The following is an 18,015-nucleotide window of genomic DNA, read 5'->3' as shown; positions in this document are numbered from 1 at the left end:
CTCGGCGTCACGCCTCGGCGCCGTAGGCCGCCGCGATGGCGTCGAGCATCGCCCAGAGGATGTCGCACTTCGTGATGAGCGCCGCGATGCAGGCCTCCTGCGCGGCGCGCGTCGTCGCGCGCGCCGTCACGTAGTCGATCGCCTCGGTCGAGTCGGCCCGGGCGCGCGTCACCCGGCTGCGGAAATAGTCGAGCGTCCCCTGGTCGACCCAGGGATAGTGCTGCTCCCAGGCGACGACGCGCCGGGACATGAGATCGGGCGCGAAGAACTCCGTGAGCGACGAGGCCACCGCCTCGAGCAGGCTGCGCTCGCGCACCAGCGTCACGTACGCGTCGCAGGCGAACCGCACCGCGGGCAAGACCCTCGTCAGGCCGGCGACCTCGTCGCGGTCGAGCCCCACGCCCTCCGCGAGCCGCAGCCACAGCGCGAGCCCGCCCTCGCCCTCGCGCGCGCCGTCGTGGTCGACGATGCGGTGGATCCAGAGCCGCCGGAACGCCGGATCCTCGGTCTTCGAGAGGATCAGCGCGTCCTTGATCGGGATCCGCGTCTGGTAATAGTAGCGGTTCAGCACCCAGCCCTGGATCTGGCGGCGCGAGAGCTCGCCGCGGTGCATCCCCTGGTGAAATGAGTGGTTGTCGTGGTAGCGCCGGGCGCCCTCGTCGCGCAGCCGCGCGACGAACGCCTCCCGCGAGAGCGGCTCGTCGTTCATAGGTCGATCACCAGGCCGTCGGCGGCCACCTCCCAGCCCGCCGCCTCCACGGCGCGCCGCTCGGGCGAGCCCTCGACGAGGATCGGGTTCGTGTTGTTGATGTGCGTGTAGATCTTCCGCCGCGCGCCGACGCCCGCGAGCAGCTGCAGGCTCCCGCCGTCGCCGCCGATGGGCAGGTGCGCCATGTCCTCCGCGCGCGCCTTGCCGAGGCCGAGCCGGACGAGCTCGTCGCTCGACCAGAAGGTGCCGTCGAAGAAGCAGACGTCCGCGCCGTCGAGGCGCGACACGTACTCGCCCGCGGCCCCCACGGCCGTCGCGATGGCGGCGAGGCGCCCGCTCGCAGCGTCGCGCACCCAGAGGCCGATGTTGTCCTCCGGCGAGGCCGGCGCGAGGCCCTCCAGGTGCTTCGGCACCTTGCCCGGCAGCGGCACCGGCGTCACCGTCAGCCCGGCCGGCGCGCCGTCCGGCCCGGCGAGCTCCGTGGGCCTCTCCAGCTCGAGGCGCCGCCACACGGTCTGCCCGGGGAAGCGCTGGAGCGTGCGGAAGATGGTGTTGCCCTCGGCGAGGCCCCGGTACACCGGCTCGGTCGCGTAGACGGCGAGCGGCGTGTTCTCGCGCAGCGAGAAGAGGCCCAGCGCGTGGTCGAGATCGCCGTTCGTGAGGATCACCCCCGCGATCGGCGTGGCGCGGCCCTCCCGCGGCTGGAGCGGCGGGAAGGCCTCGATCTGCCGGTGCACGTCGGGGGACGCATTGACGAGGAACCAGCGGCCGTCGCCCGCTTCGAGCGCGAGCGCGTCCTGGGTCCGAGGGCGGACGCGCGGCGAGCCGCGGCGCGCCTCGACGCAGTTCGAGCAGGCACAGTTCCATTGCGGGAGACCGCCGCCCGCGGACGAACCCAGGACGCAAAGGCGCATTCCGGTGCTCTCTCTCCGGTGCTCCTGCCGGCGCCCCTACTCCGCCTCCCCCGCGGCCTCGATGCGCTCCGCCGGAGCCGGGCGCGTGAAATTGATGGGATCGAAGTCGCTCTGGTACGAGCCGATCTCCGCATCCATCTTGATCTCGACAAACTCGGGCTTTTCGTAGCTCATCGGGGGCCTCCTGATTGTCTCGCCATGTCACGACGTTCGTCGCCGGCTCGTACGCCGGCGCCGTTCGCCGCTTCACAACCTGGCAATACGAGATTCTGCACCAGACGTCGAACGTCAAGCCCGAAGTGCGGACAGATCGCATCCGGAACGCCCCTACCGGCGCCGTCCTCGGGTCGCACCTGATGCGCACTGCGCCCTTCTCCGGAGCCGGGGAGCACGCGCGGAATTTATTTTGATCTCAAACCATCAGCAGGCTAGGAATTCTGCCATGAGCCTGTCTTTCTCCGGACCGAAGGGGTGGATCGAGCAGCGCTGGATCGTGTACGCGCTGCTGCGCGACAGCATTCAACACCACATCGAGGACGGGAGGCCGGGCGAGGAGTTCGCGGCGATCCACGGCGCGGCCGGGGCGCTCGGCGGGCAGCGCGTGATGCTCCCGGCGCGGAAGCTCCACGAGGAGCTCCGGCGCGCGCAGGCCGCGCTCGCGGGGCGGCCGATCGACGCGCTGGCGATCAGCGGCCGGACGCGCGCGGTCATCAGCCTGCGCTGGCCGCCTCCGAAGGAGCGCGAGACGATGCTCGTCCGCGACTGGGGAGACTCGGTGCCGCTGCTCGGCGCGCCCGCCGGCGACAGCCTCGACGACGTCTTCGGCCACCTGGTCGACGGCCTGCTGCGCATCACGGAGGGCGCGTCCGAATCGGATCAGGTCGAGGTCATGGACCTGTGAGGGGCCCGCCGACGCAGGCTCACTGGATCCGGACGTCGATCGTCATGTCTCCCCCGCCCCGCTGGACCGCGATCGCGAGGTTGTCGGCGGTGCGCAGCCGGGCGTAGGCCTGGAGCGCGCTCTGCGGGTCGGTCATGTCGAACCCGTTGATCGAGCGGATCGTGTCCCCGGTGCGCAGGCCGATCGCGGTCAGCAGCGAGCCGGGCGTGACGCGCGTGAGGCGGACGCCGATCACCCGCTCTCCGTCCCGCGCCGGCACGATGCGCGCGGAGCGCATGAGCTCGCCCTGCTTCTCCAGGACGAGATCGATCGCCGACCGGTCGACGACGAACTCGCGATCGCTCACCTGCCGGATCTTCGACGCGATCTCCGGCGGGAGCGCGCCGCGCCTCGGCTTCTTCGGCGCGGCGCTCGGCGACGGCGCCTTCGCCCGCGCCGGCGCGAGGCGGTTGTCGCCGATGCGGACCTGGCAGCGGGCCCCGGGCTCCATGAGCCACACGCGATCCCAGCCGATCGCGAGCACGGAGCGGCCCTCGACCGGATCGCCCGCCCGGCGCAGCAGCGGCTCCCCCCGCCCGACCGCGATCGTGGCGAACGACCAGGAAGGGTCCTCCGAGGCGGCGATCAAGAGGACGCGCGCGCCGTCGCAGATCGGATCCAGCAGGGGATCTCCGTAGGTGACGACATCGTCGTCCGCCTCCCCTTCCCCCGCGGGCCTCGGCGTGAGCGGCCCCGTCACCGAGTCGAACGGGTTCCGCGCGAGGATGGCCGCCGCGCTCGTCGCGTGCTCTCCGCGATCGACGTCGGGCGGCGGCGGAGCGCGCGGCGGCCGCGAAGGCGGAAGATCGGTGGTCCACGCCTCCTTCACCAGGGACGAGATCCCGAGCGCCTGATAGTACGCCGCCGTCATGATCATCCCGCCGAGGAGCGCCGGGAAACATCGCTTGATGAGGAGTTCCGGAATCACCGTCATGTCCCGTGGGAGTGCCAGCGCGATCGCCGCGCCGCGCGCTCCGCGCCTCGCAGCGACAGCCGTGGTTCGGGCGGCGCAGAGAGAGATGGCTCGACGCCTCGCGCGCCCCGGGCGAGACGCCCGCGCGCAGAGGGCGACCCGTCTCCGCCGTCTCCCCGGGGTGGGAGCAGCATCCGTGCCCAGGTGGCTTGGGAGTTGCTGCCCGGCCGCGGCATGAAGAGAGCGCCGGCGCCGGGACACGCGCGGCCGTCGATCCGATCCGGTCGGCCGCGAGGACCCCTGGGCAACCCGATGGAGTGCGACATCGTGTCGCATCTGGGACAATGGATCGCATGAACGCGTCCACCCGCGAGGGTCGGAGCACGATGGGGCTGACGCTCCGGCTCTGGCTCATGCTGCTCGTGCCGATCGTCCTGGCCGTGGCGCTCTACGGGGCGGTGATCCACACGACGCGGCACCAGTTCCTGCGCAGCCAGGCGACGGCCGAGCTGCGCCACCACGCGAGCCTGGTCGAGGCGGCGATCGGCGGGGCCGTGGAGCGCGGCCAGGTCGAGCTGCTCAAGCACCGCATCGAGCGGCTCGCGCAGGCCGACCGCATCCTCGGGATCGCGGCCTTCGACGAGCGCGGGGGGCCGATCCTCGTGACGGATCCGATCGCCGGCGAGGCGGCCGAGCTCGCCGCGCTCGCGCGCAGGGCGCTCGCCACCGGCGCCGAGATCGAGGAGGAGCAGGCGCTCGGCGGCGGTCCGGCGCTGGTCCGCACGGTCACGTTCTCGCAGCGCGGCCTGTCGGTCGTCGCCGTTGTCGTCCGGGAGCTGCGCTACCTCGACGCCTTCGCGAGCAGCTCGAACCGCGGGCTGGCGCTCGCCGGGGCGGCGCTCCTCGCCGCCACCGCGCTCATCGCCGCGTTCGCGAGCCGCGCGACCGTCGGGCGCCCGGCCGGCGCGATCGTGGCGGGCGTCGAGCGCGTGGCGCGCGGGGAGCTCGGGGTCACGGTGCCCGAGGCGGGCGCCGAGGAGCTGCGGCGGCTCGCGCGGGCGTTCAACGCGATGACCGCCTCGCTCGCCGAGGCGCGCGCCCGCCTGGAGCAGGAGCAGGCCGCCCGGGCCGCCGTCGAGCGCAAGCTGCACCAGGCGCACGCGCTGTCGGCCGTCGGGCAGGTGGTCGCCTCGATCGGCCACGAGATCGGCTCGCCGCTCAACGTCATCCTGGCGCGCGCCCGCCGCCTCGCCGACCAGCCGGGGTGGTCCGACGCCGCCCGCGGCGAGCTGGAGACGATCGCGACGCAATCCGAGCGCATCTCGCGCGTGGTGGCGCGGCTGCTCTCGGTCGCGCGCCCGCCGCGGCTCCTCGGCCGCGGCAGCGACGTGGCCCAGGTCGCGCGCGAGGTGCTCGCGTTCCTCGGGCCGGAGTGCCGGCAGCGCGGGATCGCGACCCGGATCGAGCACGACGGGGCGCCGGTGCACGTGGTGCTCGACGCGGACCACCTGTTCCAGGTGGTGTTCAACCTGTGCCTGAACGCGGCGCAGGCGCAGCCGCGCGGGGGCGAGATCGCGGTGCGGCTCCGGAAGCTCGACGCCCGCAAGGCGGCGATCGAGATCGAGGATCGCGGGCCGGGCGTCCCCCCCGGCGTCGCCGAGCACATCTTCGAGGCGTTCTTCACGTCGCGCGGCGATCGCGGCGGCACCGGACTCGGCCTCGCGATCGTCGAGGGGATCGTGCGCGAGGCGGGCGGCTCGGTCGAGCTCGTCTCCGCGAACCACGGCGACCACGGCGGCGCCTGCTTCCGCGTCACCCTGCCGCGCGGCGCCGCGGCGCCGCTCGGGGCGCGCGGCGCGGAGGCGCGCGCGTGAGCGGCAGCGCGAAGGTGCTCGTCGTCGACGACGAGCTCGAGATGGTGAAGCTCGTGGCCGACATCGCCCGCGACATGGGCCACGATCCGGTGACCCTGACGACCCCGCTGCTGGCGCTCCCGCTGCTCGAGGAGCGGGAGTTCGACCTCGTGGTGACCGACGTGCGCATGCCCGAGATGGACGGGATCGAGCTCATCGAGCGAATCGCGCGCTTCGACCCCCGCACGGCGATCATCGCCATGACCGCGTTCGGCTCGATCGACACCGCGGTGCGCGCCATGCGCGCCGGCGCGTTCGACTACCTGCCGAAGCCGTTCCAGCCGGCGGACCTGGCGCTCCGCATGGAGCTCGCGCTCGAGCAGCGGGCGATGACGGTCGAGCTGACCGAGCTGCGCTCGGAGGTGGCGCAGCGGTTCTCGATCGCGGGGATGATCGGGCGCAGCCGGGCGATCGAGGAGGTGATCGCGCTCGTGCGCCGCGTGGCCGACAACCCCGCGACGGTGCTCGTGAGCGGCCCGAGCGGCAGCGGCAAGGAGCTCGTGGCGCGCGCGCTGCACGGCGAGAGCCGGCGCCGCGGGAGGAAGTTCGTGGCGGTCAACTGCGCGGCGATCCCGGAGACGCTCATCGAGGCGGAGCTGTTCGGGGTGCGCAAGGGGGCGTACACGGACGCGCGCAGCGATCGGCCCGGGATGTTCCAGGAGGCCGACGGCGGGACGCTGTTCCTCGACGAGGTGAGCGAGCTCGCGCTGCCGCTCCAGGCGAAGCTCCTGCGCGCGCTCCAGGAGCGGGAGGTCCGCCCGGTCGGCTCGGTGTCGTCCGAGCCGGTCGACGTGCGCGTCATCGCGGCGACGAACCGCGATCTGCGCGCGGCGGTCGCGGAGCGGGCGTTCCGCGAGGATCTCTTCTACCGGCTCGCGGTGATCGAGATCGCGATCCCGCCGCTCAAGCACCGGACGGACGACATCCTGCCGCTGGCCGAGCACTTCCTCGCGCGCGCGTCCGCCCGCGCGGGCAAGCCGATCGCCGGGTTCTCGGGCGCGGCGGTGAAGCGCCTGCTCGCGTACGACTGGCCCGGCAACGTCCGCGAGCTGGAGAACGCGATCGAGCGGGCCGCGGCGCTCTGCGACGGGGGGCGGATCTCCCCGGACGACCTCCCCGAGGGCGTGCGCGCCCGGCGGGAAACGCCGGATTTCCTCGAGGCCGCGGCGGATCGGTTGATGACGCTCGACGAGCTCCAGCGCGAGTACGCGCAGCTCGTCCTGCGGCGCGTGGGCGGCAAGAAGCAGCGGGCGGCGTCGGTGCTCGGCGTCGACCGGCGGACGTTGCAGCGCTGGTTCGGCGGCGGGAGCGACGGCGAGGAGGGGGCGTGAGGGGGGATGCGCGCCGGCGGTCCCGGCGCGCCGTTCCAGGCGGAGAATTCGAGCTCTCGCGCGGACGTCGACGCCCGGGTGACCCGTGGCGTGGTCACGCAGGGCGCTGCGTGCGGAACGCACCTCACGGCCGCAGGGGCGCGAAGCTGCTCCTGCCCAACGTGCCTTCAGCGACGGACCGATTCACCGCTTCGGTCCCCGCGCCCACCTCGGCTTGACGCTGCGCCTGTCCGGTATCCATACTGCGGCGGCGAGCGGCCATGGACTGCCACGCTCTCGTCACGCATCGAGAGCGTGCTCCCCGGGTCAATGGAGCGCGGACATGGCGCTTCGTCCAGGCGGCGGGGGCGGCGGACACGAGCGACCAGGAGACCGACGGTCGGCGGCGGGGACCGGGTGGGGCGAGCGCGACCGCGCAGCGCGGGAGCATGACGTCCATGCCTCCCGGGAGCGATAGCCGCGCCGCCCCGCAGCCCGACCAGCGCGCGGGCGCTGCACGCGTCTACCCACGATTCAGGGAACCACGGAGGCAGGGTGATGGACGAGCGTCGGGGACAGCACGCCAGCCGCGGCAGCGCCGAGGATCCGCCTGCCGGGCAACGGGTCGCTCCGGCGCAGGAGCCGGGCTCCGAGAGGCCTGTCCCGGAGGCTCACGCGAGCCGGAGCGCGCCGGCGGAGCGCAGGAGCGAACGGGCGCTCCTGTCGACCTCCGAGGCGTGCGCGCCGCCGCCGTGCCCGACCCGTGAAGAGATGCGGATCCCGAAGCGGCTGAACCTCGTCTTCGAGGCGTCGGGCGCCCTGGGCGTCGCGGAGGTGGGCGCGCTCGCTGCGCTCTCGGAGGCGCTCGTCCTGGAGGAGAAGTACAAGGACACGTACATCTCCTATCTCGCGGGCACGTCCGCCGGGGCGATCATCGCCGCGCTCCTGGGCGCCCGTTACACACACAACGAGATCGCCGACCTGCTCAACGTCGATGTCGCGAAGTTCACCAGGCCGTCCTGGCTCGCCCGCGTTCCGGTCGTGGGCTCGCGTGCCCTCATGGCCCTGGGATTTCTCACGGGGCGCGGTTGGTTCCGGAGCGACTATTTCCTGCATCTCCTCCGCGACGCGCTGCACGCCAGAAAGATCAGGACCTTCGGCGATCTGGTGATGCCCGGATGTGAGCGGGAGAGAGATCCAGCGCGCAGGTACAGGGTTCACGTCATCGCCTCCGACGTCACGCGCGGGCGCATGCTCGTCCTGCCCGATGACGTCAACACCGAGCTGTACGGGGTGGAGCCGGACGACCTCGACGTCGCCGAGGCCGTGCTGATGAGCTCGAGCATGCCGTTCTGGTCCTCCCCGGTCCGTCGCACGGGGGCGAACGGGGTCGAGTGCACCATCGTGGACGGCGCGCTGACGAGCGGCTTCCCGATCCACCTGTTCGACGTCGGCGCGCCGGAGACGGAGGACACGTTGACCCTCGGAATACGGGTGAGATCCGAGCGGTACAACCCGGTCAAGTTCCCCGCCCCCTACCACCTCTTGAAGGCCATGTTCCTCACCGCGTTCACCGCGCGCGACGTGAGCGAGACCGCGAAGCGGGTGGACAGGCTGAAGTGGGCGAGGACGATCCAGATCAACACGGGCACCGTCCCCATCAGCGCGCGCCTGTCGCCGCTGCAGAGGGAGGTCCTGTACGACGCCGGCTATCTCACGATGAAGCGCGCCATCGACGGGAACATCCTGGAGCGGGCCACGCCGGTCCAGACCGCCGCGGAGAGAGCGCGGCGGAGCGTGGCGGGGCTGAGGCAGCCATGATCACCGCGCTGCCCGGAGAGGGAGCCATGGAGCAGGAAGCGCCGACCGCCATCGCGTGCGCGCCGGAGGCCCCGCGAAGCGAGTGGGATCTCCTGTCCCATGACGAGCCGTGCGCGCTCCCCCAGCCGTCCGACACCTCCGAGGAGCGGTATCCCCCGAGGAGGCTGAACCTGGTCCTCGAGGGCGGGGGACTCAGAGGGGTCGCCCTGGTCGGGGCAGTCGCCGCGCTCGCGGAGGCGCTCACCCACAAGTACAAGGACACCTACATCTCGTACCTGGCGGGGACCTCGGCGGGCGCCCTCGTCGCCACCCTCCTGGGAGCGGGGTATACCCCCTCGGAGATCGCCAGCATCATCGGTGGCCCCGAGTTCGCCAGGCTCGCTGATCCCGGCGGGCTGAGCTTCATCCCGCTCGTGGGCAAACCCCTCTCGATGTTCTGGGGGGCCATCGGGGAGCTCGGGATGCTCAAGGGAGACGCCCTGCTCGCCCTGTTCCGGGAGAAGCTCGACCAGAAACGCATCAGGACGTTCGGCGACCTCGTCATGCCCGGCTGCGAGAACGAGCGAAACCCGGCCCGCAGGTACCGGGTTCACCTCGTCGCCTCCGACATCACGCGGGGCCGCATGCTCGTCCTCCCGGACGACATCAACACCGAGCTCTACGGGGTCGAGCCGGACAACCTCGACGTGGCCCTGGCCATGCGCATGAGCATGAGCTTCCCCTTCGTGTTCAGGCCGGTGCAGCTCACCGGGCGCAACAAGGTGACGAGCTACATCGTGGACGGCGGGCTGCTGAGCAACTTCCCCGTGCACCTGTTCGACACCGGCGTTCCGGAACCGGAGGAGACGCTGACGCTGGGCATTCGCGTCCTCCGCGCCCGGTATCATTCGATCCACCGTCCTCTGCGCGCTTGCCGCGCGCTCTTGGCCCTGGGATCCACGGTGCAAGAGGCGCGCGACGTCGGCGACACGTCCAAGCTGGTGGACCGGCTGAAGTGGGCGCGGGTGATCGAGGTCAACGCGGAAGCGGTGCCGATCTTCAAGCTCAGGACGAATCCACTCGCGCTGTCGCCCGTCGAGAGGGAGCTCCTCTTCAACGCGGGTTACACCGTCACGAAGCGTGCCCTCGACACCGAACTTCTGGAGCGGGGGCGGGTGGTCCACGCCGCAGCGGCCAGGGCTGAACGCGGGGCGCGCGGCACGCCAGGGGCGGCGGTGGTCCGCCGGCGGTCCGCAGCGGGACGGACCGGGGAGCCAGGCGGCCGGTAGCCTCCACGGCGAGAAGGGCCGTGCGAGTTCCTACGCTACATGAACCCGGCTGGCCCGGATCGTCGCCTGGCCGCTCCGCCGCGGCGCCGAGAAACAGGCCGCGGGAGCGCCGTGCTGGGCTAGCTCCGCGCGCCGCTGGGTGGCCGCGTGGACCGATCGCGCCGGCCCGCCCGCCAGGGCCGCTCAGCGCCGCCGGCCGCCCGTCCCGGTGGCCCGCTCCATCGGCGGCTCCTCGGGCGGGATCGCCTCCGGCTCCCCGCGGCCGCGCTCGCGCGACACGTCCCCCTCGGTCCGCACGTCGGCCGTCTCGCGGCGCACCGTCGCCTTCGCGGTCTCGTGATCCTGGATCACGTCCTTTCCGATGCGGAGCTCCTCCTTCACCACGGGCCGCGTCGACACCTCCACGCGCTCCTCGCGGATGGGGACGCTGATCGACCCCTCCTCGAACAGGGTGTCGGACGCGGCCGGCCGCTCCCCGCTCGCGGGGACGCGCTCGACGTGCACCACCTCGCGCGCCACGGGCACCGCGATCTGCTGCTCCTCGGTCACGACCTGCTTCGTGACCCGGACCCGGCCGACCTCCTGCACCGTCTTGCCGACCGTGACCTCCTCCTCCACGAGCGGCACGCGGATCTCCTCCCCCTTCTCGATCGGGGCGCCGGCCGCACGCGCCTTCCCGCGGTCCCCGGCGAGGTGCTCGCGACCGTGCGTGAGGATGAGCTCCCCATCCCGGATGTCGGCCACCTCGTCGTAGCGCACCAGATATTCCTCCGTGAAGAAGAGGCCCTTCTCGATCTCGAACGTGGTGGGCTTGATCCGGGTCACCTTGCCCAGCTTCTCGCCGTCCGCGCTCCGGACGACCATCCCTTGCTTGATCTCCTGCTGCGTCACCATCATGCACCCCCATCCGGCATCTTCCGGTTCAGGCCCATGCATCGGGACGGCGCGGGCCCAGCGGGACTGGCCAATCCGCCCGCCGCTCTCCGCCGTTCGACCTCTGGCGTGTCGCGCGCTTGTCACGTCGCCGACGCCGCCCGCCATCGCTGCCTCGGATGCCACTCCGCCTGATGCAATCCGCACACCGGCGCTCGAGAGGCCGTGGAGGGCCGGGCCGAACCCGCCGCCGCGAGCCGCGGCGTCCGGCGCCGAGCGCCTCCGTGCAACGAGGAAGCGCCCGAGCGCTCGGGAGTCACGGCGTGGGGCGCACCCCTGTGCAGGTCCAGCCAGGGCGCTGCGATGCTCCTCGGCCGCGGAGGGATCGATCCCGTGCAGGCGCGGGTGACCACGGTGAGGCGGAGGAGCCGCTCCCGCGAGGGCGGCAGCCGGGCGCCGGCGTGGCGGCGTGATGGAAGACGCTCGAGGTCAGCGCCGCGCGCTGCTGGTGGGCCCCCGGGGTCCAGCGCGACAGGACTCCGCGCCACGGGCCATGTGACCCGGCGAGGCCGCTCCCGGCGTGGCCGGCCCCGCGCACGGGCGCTGGGTCTCCGTCCTTGATTCTCGCGCGTCGCTTCGACGCCCCGCGGCAGATGCTCTCCTGCTCTCGCGCGCCGCTTCCTGTTCTCGAGAGCGACTCCCGTGCTCTCGAGATGCTCCCCTGCCCTCGCGATCCGCTCTCCAGGAGGCGTCCAATGGCACGAGACGTGCATCGCCGTCGTGCAGTATCCGAGATGGGCTATCGCGCATGCTCATCACGCGGATAAGGCGGGGATGGGCCTCGCCGCATCGAGGGTCGAATCGCCCCGCGGGTCAAATTGCCCCGCGGCCCCGTGCTCCGCGCAGAGCGACGGAAGAAGGAGAGCGCAAGGAAATCATGAGCATGAGCAAGCCGCAGAAGCCATCGCGACGCGCCGTGTTCGCAGGTGAGGTCGCCCGCCCGATCAAGCGCGTGAGCGGCCGGACCCCGATCGACGGCACGCCCCTCGCCGTCCGCACGACGGGACTCGATATCGACGCTGACGTGCGTGATTACGCGCGCGCGCGTCTCGGGATCAGGCTGGGCAAGTTCGCGACCGAGATCCAGCGCGTCAGCGTGCGCCTCGAGGACGTGAACGGCCCGCGCGGCGGCGTGGACACCGCTTGCCGCATCAAGGTCGTGCTGAACGGGCTCGACAGCGTCATCGCTCAGGAGGTCGCGGTGGGGATCCGCGAGGCGATCGACCGGGCGAGTCACGTCGTGGAGCGCGCGGTGGGCCGCGCGATCCGACGCTCGCGGCCTGCTGCTGCGCTGCGCGGCCGCGGGCGGAGCACCTCGCCCCGGACCTCGCGCAGCGCGCGCGCGGCAGAACGGCCCGGCCACGCCCTGGCGTGACCGGGCCACCGAATGGGCCCGGCACCTTTTCCTGGGTGACCGGGCCCGTCTTCGGGTGGCGACTTGCCGTTACATCACGGGAGCGTCGGGGCCGCCACTCCACCCACCTGGCTTTGTCGAGCTCGTTCCTCGGCTTCCAGACGTCGGTGCTCACGCTGACGTCTTCGAGCAGGAACTTCTTGACGCGAGCGGCACCACCCCAGTAGGCGGCGCCGGGCTCGGCGAGCAGGTCTGAGGAGCAATCAAGAGCTTCGGGTACGCGACGTCATCGACGCCGAGTTCGTCTGTAGGCGAGGACGGCCGCACGAACCGCTTGATTTCCGGAGCGCGTTTGCCCATTCTACTCGACCAAGAGGACGTTTCTCGCCTCGCGCAGCTCTTGCCCGCGGACGACGTGATGAGAAAAGTTCGATTCCATCGCTTCATTCATCGATCGCGCGTCGCCTCCACATTCCAACATCCAGGCCTTTCGCCTGGATCCAGCGGGAACGAGAGCTGAATCTTCCCCTCTCACCACCTTGATCGTGAACCATGAAACTTCGAATCTCAAGCTTCATCGCGGCAGCCATCGTCGCCGTCCTGTCACCGCTCGCAGGCTGCTCCGACACCCCTGACGATACAGGCGCTGGAGGCGCCGGCGGCTCGGACTCTGGAAGCACGAGCACCAGCGGGTCTACCTCGAGCTCGGTCGGTTCGGGCGGCGCTGGCTCGACCAGCGCGAGCTCCGGTGGCGACGGCGGCGGCGGCTCGACCGGCAGCGGCAACGCGGTCGCCCCGACGTTCGAGACGGTGAAGTTCGTCATAGAAAGGACTTCTTGCTTCGGGGCGGGTTGCCATAACGACGATCTGAACCCCCTGGACCTGATGGTCGACGGTGAGCTGCGCACCAGGCTGACCACGCACATCTCCGAGAATTGCGGCAATCTCCCGATCGTCAATCCCGGCAAGCCGGAGGAGAGCGCTCTCGTCAAGATCCTGAAGGAGCCGTGCGGCGATACTCCGCGGATGCCCATCGAGTGCGTCAACGATGGGGACGCCAAGTGCGTGCCCCCCGACTACATCGAGGCGATCGCGCAGTGGATCGCCGACGGCGCGCAGGAGTAGCAGGAGACAGCTGAACGCAAAGCTTTGAATTCGGCCTCTCCGTACCCTCGTGAATGCTGTCGAAGCAACCCACCACGAGGAGGAGAGGCCGAGGGTCTACTGCGTCACGATCGCGCCTGCCGGGTACGCCGCATGATCAGGTCCGGGCGTGTCCACGGTGTTCGTCTCGAAGGCCCAGCTGCCGCCCGGCGGAATCTGGACCGTGCCGCTGCCGATCGCCACGCCGAGCGGGCGCCCGACGCGACTGACCGAGAAGACCGTGGCGGAGGGATGGCTCACCGCCACGTCGAGCCCGTTGAGGAGCGTGCCCGTGTACGTCGTGCCGGCGCCACCAGGGACGACCTTCACCTGGCTGATGGTGAGGCCATCGATGGGAACGACGTCGAGGGCAAAGTAAGTGCACCGGTAGACGACATATCCCACGTCTTCGATCACGAGGTCTGACGGCAAGTCCGTCACCGCGGCCATCGTCACGTCGCCTGGACCCACGCACGCAGCGATGGTGCCCGAACCATCCGTGAGTCGATAGAAATGCTGCGTCAGCAACCCGTTGATTCCGGCTGCCATGGACTGCTGGGTCTTGTCGTAGAGATCGACGGCAACGGCGGCGTGGCAGGCGGGGATATCCCCGTCGTTCCTCAAGGCGACGTAGAGCTCGGTGCTGGCTGGTCCCTTGCGGAGAGTCAGCGCGATCGCGTTGAGCACGCCGTTTCCGCCGGGGAGCGCCGAGACGGTGAGATGTTCCGGAACGATGAGCGCGTCGTCACCGATGTCCCCGCCCGCCCCGGCGCCGTCGCTCGCCTCGCTCGAACAGGCCAGCGGGAGGAGGACAGCAGCAGGGATGAAGAGACGCTTCGCCAGCATGAACATGAGAAGAGATGCCCAGCCACTCGCTGCCCGCCATCGTCGGGCAGCTCGGGCTCGCGACGTGAGGCACATCACAAATAGCGGCGAGCCCGCGGCGCCCACGGGCACAGCCGACGCACGAACCCAGAGACCCCTTCGGTGAGAAGAGATCTCTGGATCCGTGCTCGTCCGAGTGTTCAGGAATTCGCTCCGGGAGCGCTCAGGCCTTGAGCTCCGTGAACCCGCCCGGATTGTGGATCGTGGCGCCGGCGACCGCGCCCTTTCCACCGATGAAGTCCTCCGTCTTGTCGGAATAGCCGAAGTGGGTCACCTCCGCGGTGCCACCCTTCGCAGGGAAGCCATCCGCCCCCGCCTTCACGCCCAGGGCGTTCATGATGTTGCAGAAGTACTTGTTGATCGGCGCATTGCCGATCTTCGGATCGGTTCCGGTTCCCTGATTGACACCGTTGACCGTGCCGGTGCCATTGGCGCACTGCGACATGCTGTTGCCGTTCGTCAACTCCGACGAGGGGTCGAGGTTGACGATCTGGCCGGTCTTGAAGTAACCGCCGGCGCTGCCGGCCTGGATGATCGGCGCGTTGTTGAGGTTGTGCGCGTTGCCGTCCGACATCTCCTGGAACCAGATCGCGGCGCTGCTATCGAGGACCGTCCCGCTCCCCGAGGGGATGCTGTCGAGCATCCGGACGAGGTTCGCGAACTTCTGCGCGTAATAGGCGTCGACCTTCAGGAGCATCTCGAGCGCGTTGGGCAGGCAGCTGCCTTGCATGCCTGCGTTGTCGAGGCGGTGCGAGAGGGCGTGCGACTCCATGGTGATGTCGAGCCCACTGAAATTGTAATTCCCCGGGTACTTCAAGAAAATCACGGGGTTGGCGTTGCAGGCGGCCGAGAGCGCTGCGATGGCCGAATAGATGTCCGCTCCATCCAGATCGCCGGAGACCTTGGTCGTGAGGACGTCGCTGCCGAAGCCGCCCGACCCGGCCTTGGAGGCGTTCGCCGCCGTCGCGCCGAGCATCGCGCCGAGCTCCGCGTTGCACTGCGCGGTGACCATCACGTTTCCTGTCGAGTTGAGGAGCTCCTTCCAGGCCGCGAGCTTCTGCTTGTCGGCGCTGCTCATGTCGAACCGCTCGAGCGTCTGCAGATCGTCCTTCACGAGATCGAGGACGCTCTTGCCGCGGATCGTCGCGTAGGTGTCCGGGGACATCGGCTCCCCCGTCTGGAAGAGGCCCGTGAGCTGGCTGAAGGCCTGCGACGCGTTGAGGCCGCTGAACATGGTCTCGGCGGCCGAGTAGGAGATCCCCGACTGAGCGCTGTCCCTCTGAGCAGCCGTGTTCAAGAGCAACGGCGTGCCTTGCGGGCTGAGCTGCTGGGCGATGACGTGATCCAGCGAAGGACCGACGGCCTTTGCGTTGAACTTCGTCGCGGTGTCGAAGCTGAACGGGTCGTTGCTGTTCGGCGTGACCGGCTGGCAGGTGAAGAACGACCCCACGATCTGCGTGTGGGAGTCGTTCCCCTGTCCACGCTTCATGTTGGCGGTCCACTCGTTCATCGAGCGGATGCCGCGCGGCATGAGGAGCTTCTTCGCATAGGGGGCGAGGGCCGCGAGGCTCGTCGCCTCGAGGTCGGCAGCCGTGAGCTCGCCCTGCTTCTTCTCGGGGAACCACTTGTTCGTGACGCACCCGTAGTGCGTGAACATCACGATGAGCGCCTTCCCGGATGCAGGGGTGTCGCCCCTCGCGGTGCGTTCCCACACAGAGCTGAGGAACGGCGCAGCCAGGACTGCTCCGCCCATGCCACGAAGGAAGATTCTGCGGTTCAGTTGCTTGCTCATGTTCGACATTCCTCAGCTATCACTGCGTTTCACGGACTCGCGTGGTGAACGATTCCGTCTGAGTGAGATCGGCCAGCAGATCGAGAACGCTGTAGCCGCCCTCGGACAGCTTCATGTCGAGCTGATCCACGAGGCACTTGTCGTTCCCGTTCGGAGCCCGACCATAAGCATAGGCGACCCACGCCTGGGCGTAAAGCTGCTTGGCCTTCGGAGTCTGGGCGATCTCCTGCATGAGCTGCAACGGAGAGGAGATCTCCTTCACCTTGCCGTCGCCGAAGTTGACGGTGCTCGTCGTGACGCTCGCGTCGATGGCACCACCACGAGGATCTTCCGTCTGCACCTGTCCGATGGCGTCGAAGCCCTCCATCACGAACCCCGGCGGATTGATGGCCGCGTGGCAGCCCGCGCAGTTCGCGGGCTTCGTCAGCTCTTCGACGTACGCGCGCTGCGTCTTGAAGTCGCCCTCGACGGTCAGCATGGTAGCGCCGGGGAGGGGCGGACCCGGATTGGCGCCGAGCATGTACGACGTGATGAACGCGCCGCGCAGGATCGGGCTCGTGGCGTCGTAGCCCGAGTAGGAGCTCAAGAACCCGACGCGCGTCAAGAAGCCCGGCCGCTCGTCGGCGTTCAGCTCCACCTTGGTCAGCTCGGTGCCGTACTTCGAAGCATCGAGCCCGTAGATCGCCGCGTTGTCCTTGTTGACGAAGGCGACGTTGCTGAGGAGGAGGTCATCGAACGAACCGCCCGCGAACGCCACCTCTTCGAAGTAGGCGTCGAGCTCGGCCTGCGCGCTGAGCTTGGCGCCCGCGGAGTAGAGCGGATACGCGTCGCTGTCGTGATCCCCCTTCCACCAGTGGGCGCTCCCGTTGTCCATCTGGACCCAGTTGCGGTGGAACGCGGTCACGAGCGGGCCGGCCTTCTCGCGCACGGCGATCATGCGCTGCGCCTGCTCCAGGATCTGCTCCTTGGTCTGGAGCTGGTTGCCGTCGGCCGCCGCGTTCAGGGCCTCATCCGGAGCGGAGCCCCAGAGCAGGTACGAGAGCCTCGTGGCCACCTCGTGGCTGGAGAGCTGGATGCCCTTGCCCGACGGGGACGGGGTGGTCGTCAGCTCGGGGAGCATGAGGAACGAGGGCGACACGAGGAAGGCCATCAGCGTCGTCTCGGCGACCTCGGCGGGCGTCCCCGCCGGCGTCGTCTGGCCGAGCTTCAGGAACCGCGCGACCTCCTCGGCGCTCAGCGGGCGACGGAACGCCTTGCGGCCGAAGGTCTTGATGGTCTCCTCCAGGCAGCCGCTCGCCGAAGGGTCACAGCTGATGAACCTGGACTTGTTCGGCCCAGCCATCACGTCCTTGGCGATCTGCGCGGCGACGTCTTGATAGATGCTCCACGCGGGCGGGGTCATCGGGCCGTCGAAGTCGGAGACGAGCAGCTCGGAGGGCATCTTCCTCTCGGAGCCCACGGTGGTGACGCCGAGGAGGTCCCGCACCGTGTTGTCGTACTGCCGGTTCAGCATGCGGGGGATCTGGGTCGTCGCCGGAATGCCGGGAACACACTTCTCCGGCGGCGGCAGCGTGGTTCCCCCCCCCGTGTCGCCGCCGCTGCTGCCGGAGGTCGACCCGTCATCGTCCGCACCGTCCGCTATGCTGCCGGTGCAACCAGCGAACAGCGGTGTTGAGGCAAGAAAAATTGTCGTACCGATGTACGAGAGGTTTCTTAATGTTCGCATGCGCATGCGTCACCTATTCCCGGTCCGTGTCGCAGTGATCACGCGAGCGAAACGAAAGGTGTGGACGAGCCCGACGCTCGTCCCTAAGCGTGGGCACGAGCGCCTCGCCGACGGTTTCCTCTGGAGACGTCATCGTGAAATGCCGGCGTACGAGCGGCGCGGTGCTGTGCGCTTCGATGTCGAGGGCCGTGCCTCCGCGAGCTCCGCGACGCGGTTCGTCTGAAGAGCGCGCCTCCTCTTCATTCGCGGCCTTCGAGAGGGCGAACGCGCGGCCACCTCGAGATCGACCTGCGCGTCAGGACCATCACCTGTCCCGCAGGACAGGACATTTCCTGATCTACCGAATTCATGACGGGAGTCCGTTCACGCGAGAGGCGCCGGCCGCTAGGAGCCG

The 18,015-nt window shown here is 70.0% G+C and carries 15 protein-coding genes; 7 read left to right on the top strand and 8 right to left on the bottom strand.

Annotated features, from left to right (window positions below; all coding sequences use genetic code 11):
- Positions 1-7: 7 nt before the first annotated feature.
- The 3 genes from pqqC to WME96_RS16645 are packed head-to-tail and all read right to left on the bottom strand — an operon-like array spanning position 8 to position 1,797.
- Positions 8-709 (bottom strand): pyrroloquinoline-quinone synthase PqqC, encoded by a 702-nt coding sequence (pqqC, locus tag WME96_RS16655; protein ID WP_437291099.1) that lies wholly within the window; start codon positions 707-709, stop codon positions 8-10.
- A complete protein-coding gene (gene pqqB / locus WME96_RS16650) occupies positions 706-1,623 on the bottom strand; it encodes a pyrroloquinoline quinone biosynthesis protein PqqB (protein WP_437291098.1) in 918 nt (305 codons plus the stop codon). The genes pqqC and pqqB overlap by 4 nt, the downstream gene beginning before the upstream one ends.
- A 36-nt stretch (positions 1,624-1,659) precedes the next feature.
- The gene (locus WME96_RS16645; RefSeq protein WP_437291097.1) at positions 1,660-1,797 is read right to left on the bottom strand and encodes a hypothetical protein; all 138 of its coding nucleotides are present in this window, start codon (positions 1,795-1,797) and stop codon (positions 1,660-1,662) included.
- Positions 1,798-2,065: 268 nt separating this feature from the next.
- On the opposite strand from WME96_RS16645, the gene WME96_RS16640 reads away from it, so the two are divergent.
- A complete protein-coding gene (locus WME96_RS16640; protein ID WP_437291096.1) occupies positions 2,066-2,524 on the top strand; it encodes a hypothetical protein in 459 nt (152 codons plus the stop codon).
- A 19-nt stretch (positions 2,525-2,543) separates the two neighbouring features.
- On the opposite strand, the gene gspC is transcribed toward WME96_RS16640, so the two are convergent.
- Positions 2,544-3,497, bottom strand: coding sequence for a type II secretion system protein GspC (gspC, locus tag WME96_RS16635; protein WP_437291095.1), 954 nt, complete (start codon positions 3,495-3,497; stop codon positions 2,544-2,546).
- Positions 3,498-3,829: 332 nt separating this feature from the next.
- Between gspC and WME96_RS16630 the strand changes: the two genes are divergently transcribed.
- The 4 genes from WME96_RS16630 to WME96_RS16615 all read left to right on the top strand — a co-directional run bounded on the left by WME96_RS16630 (position 3,830) and on the right by WME96_RS16615 (position 9,788).
- A complete protein-coding gene (locus tag WME96_RS16630; RefSeq protein ID WP_437291094.1) occupies positions 3,830-5,350 on the top strand; it encodes a sensor histidine kinase in 1,521 nt (506 codons plus the stop codon).
- Complete coding sequence (locus WME96_RS16625) at positions 5,347-6,720, top strand: sigma-54-dependent transcriptional regulator (RefSeq protein WP_437291093.1); 1,374 nt, start codon at positions 5,347-5,349, stop codon at positions 6,718-6,720. Before WME96_RS16630 ends, WME96_RS16625 begins: the two co-directional genes overlap by 4 nt.
- A 537-nt stretch (positions 6,721-7,257) precedes the next feature.
- On the top strand, positions 7,258-8,520 hold the full coding sequence (locus tag WME96_RS16620) for a patatin-like phospholipase family protein (RefSeq protein ID WP_437291092.1): 1,263 nt from the start codon (positions 7,258-7,260) through the stop codon (positions 8,518-8,520).
- Complete coding sequence (locus WME96_RS16615; RefSeq protein ID WP_437291091.1) at positions 8,517-9,788, top strand: patatin-like phospholipase family protein; 1,272 nt, start codon at positions 8,517-8,519, stop codon at positions 9,786-9,788. The genes WME96_RS16620 and WME96_RS16615 overlap by 4 nt, the downstream gene beginning before the upstream one ends.
- A 183-nt stretch (positions 9,789-9,971) precedes the next feature.
- Here the strand turns inward: WME96_RS16615 and WME96_RS16610 are convergent, their stop codons facing one another.
- Positions 9,972-10,685, bottom strand: a complete 714-nt coding sequence (locus WME96_RS16610; protein WP_437291090.1) for a YsnF/AvaK domain-containing protein — start codon at positions 10,683-10,685, stop codon at positions 9,972-9,974.
- Between the two features lie 919 nt (positions 10,686-11,604).
- Here WME96_RS16610 and WME96_RS16605 point away from each other — a divergent pair.
- Positions 11,605-12,096 (top strand): HPF/RaiA family ribosome-associated protein, encoded by a 492-nt coding sequence (locus WME96_RS16605; protein ID WP_437291089.1) that lies wholly within the window; start codon positions 11,605-11,607, stop codon positions 12,094-12,096.
- Positions 12,097-12,627: 531 nt separating this feature from the next.
- Positions 12,628-13,200 (top strand): hypothetical protein, encoded by a 573-nt coding sequence (locus tag WME96_RS16600; RefSeq protein WP_437291088.1) that lies wholly within the window; start codon positions 12,628-12,630, stop codon positions 13,198-13,200.
- A 96-nt stretch (positions 13,201-13,296) separates the two neighbouring features.
- On the opposite strand, the gene WME96_RS16595 is transcribed toward WME96_RS16600, so the two are convergent.
- The 3 genes from WME96_RS16595 to WME96_RS16585 all read right to left on the bottom strand — a co-directional run bounded on the left by WME96_RS16595 (position 13,297) and on the right by WME96_RS16585 (position 17,408).
- Entirely contained in the window at positions 13,297-14,070 is a 774-nt protein-coding gene (locus tag WME96_RS16595) for a hypothetical protein (protein WP_437291087.1), read from the bottom strand.
- 196 nt (positions 14,071-14,266) lie between these two features.
- Positions 14,267-15,895 (bottom strand): DUF1552 domain-containing protein, encoded by a 1,629-nt coding sequence (locus WME96_RS16590; protein ID WP_437291086.1) that lies wholly within the window; start codon positions 15,893-15,895, stop codon positions 14,267-14,269.
- Positions 15,896-15,914: 19 nt separating this feature from the next.
- On the bottom strand, positions 15,915-17,408 hold the full coding sequence (locus tag WME96_RS16585) for a DUF1592 domain-containing protein (protein ID WP_437291085.1): 1,494 nt from the start codon (positions 17,406-17,408) through the stop codon (positions 15,915-15,917).
- Positions 17,409-18,015 lie beyond the last annotated feature (607 nt).

The sequence above is a fragment of the Sorangium sp. So ce406 genome, assembly GCF_051474675.1.
GTDB classification, from domain to species: Bacteria; Myxococcota_A; Polyangia; order Polyangiales; family Polyangiaceae; genus Sorangium; species Sorangium cellulosum_G.
The sequence above is the reverse complement of the archived record's forward strand: the minus strand, read 5'-3'. Positions and strand labels throughout refer to the sequence as shown.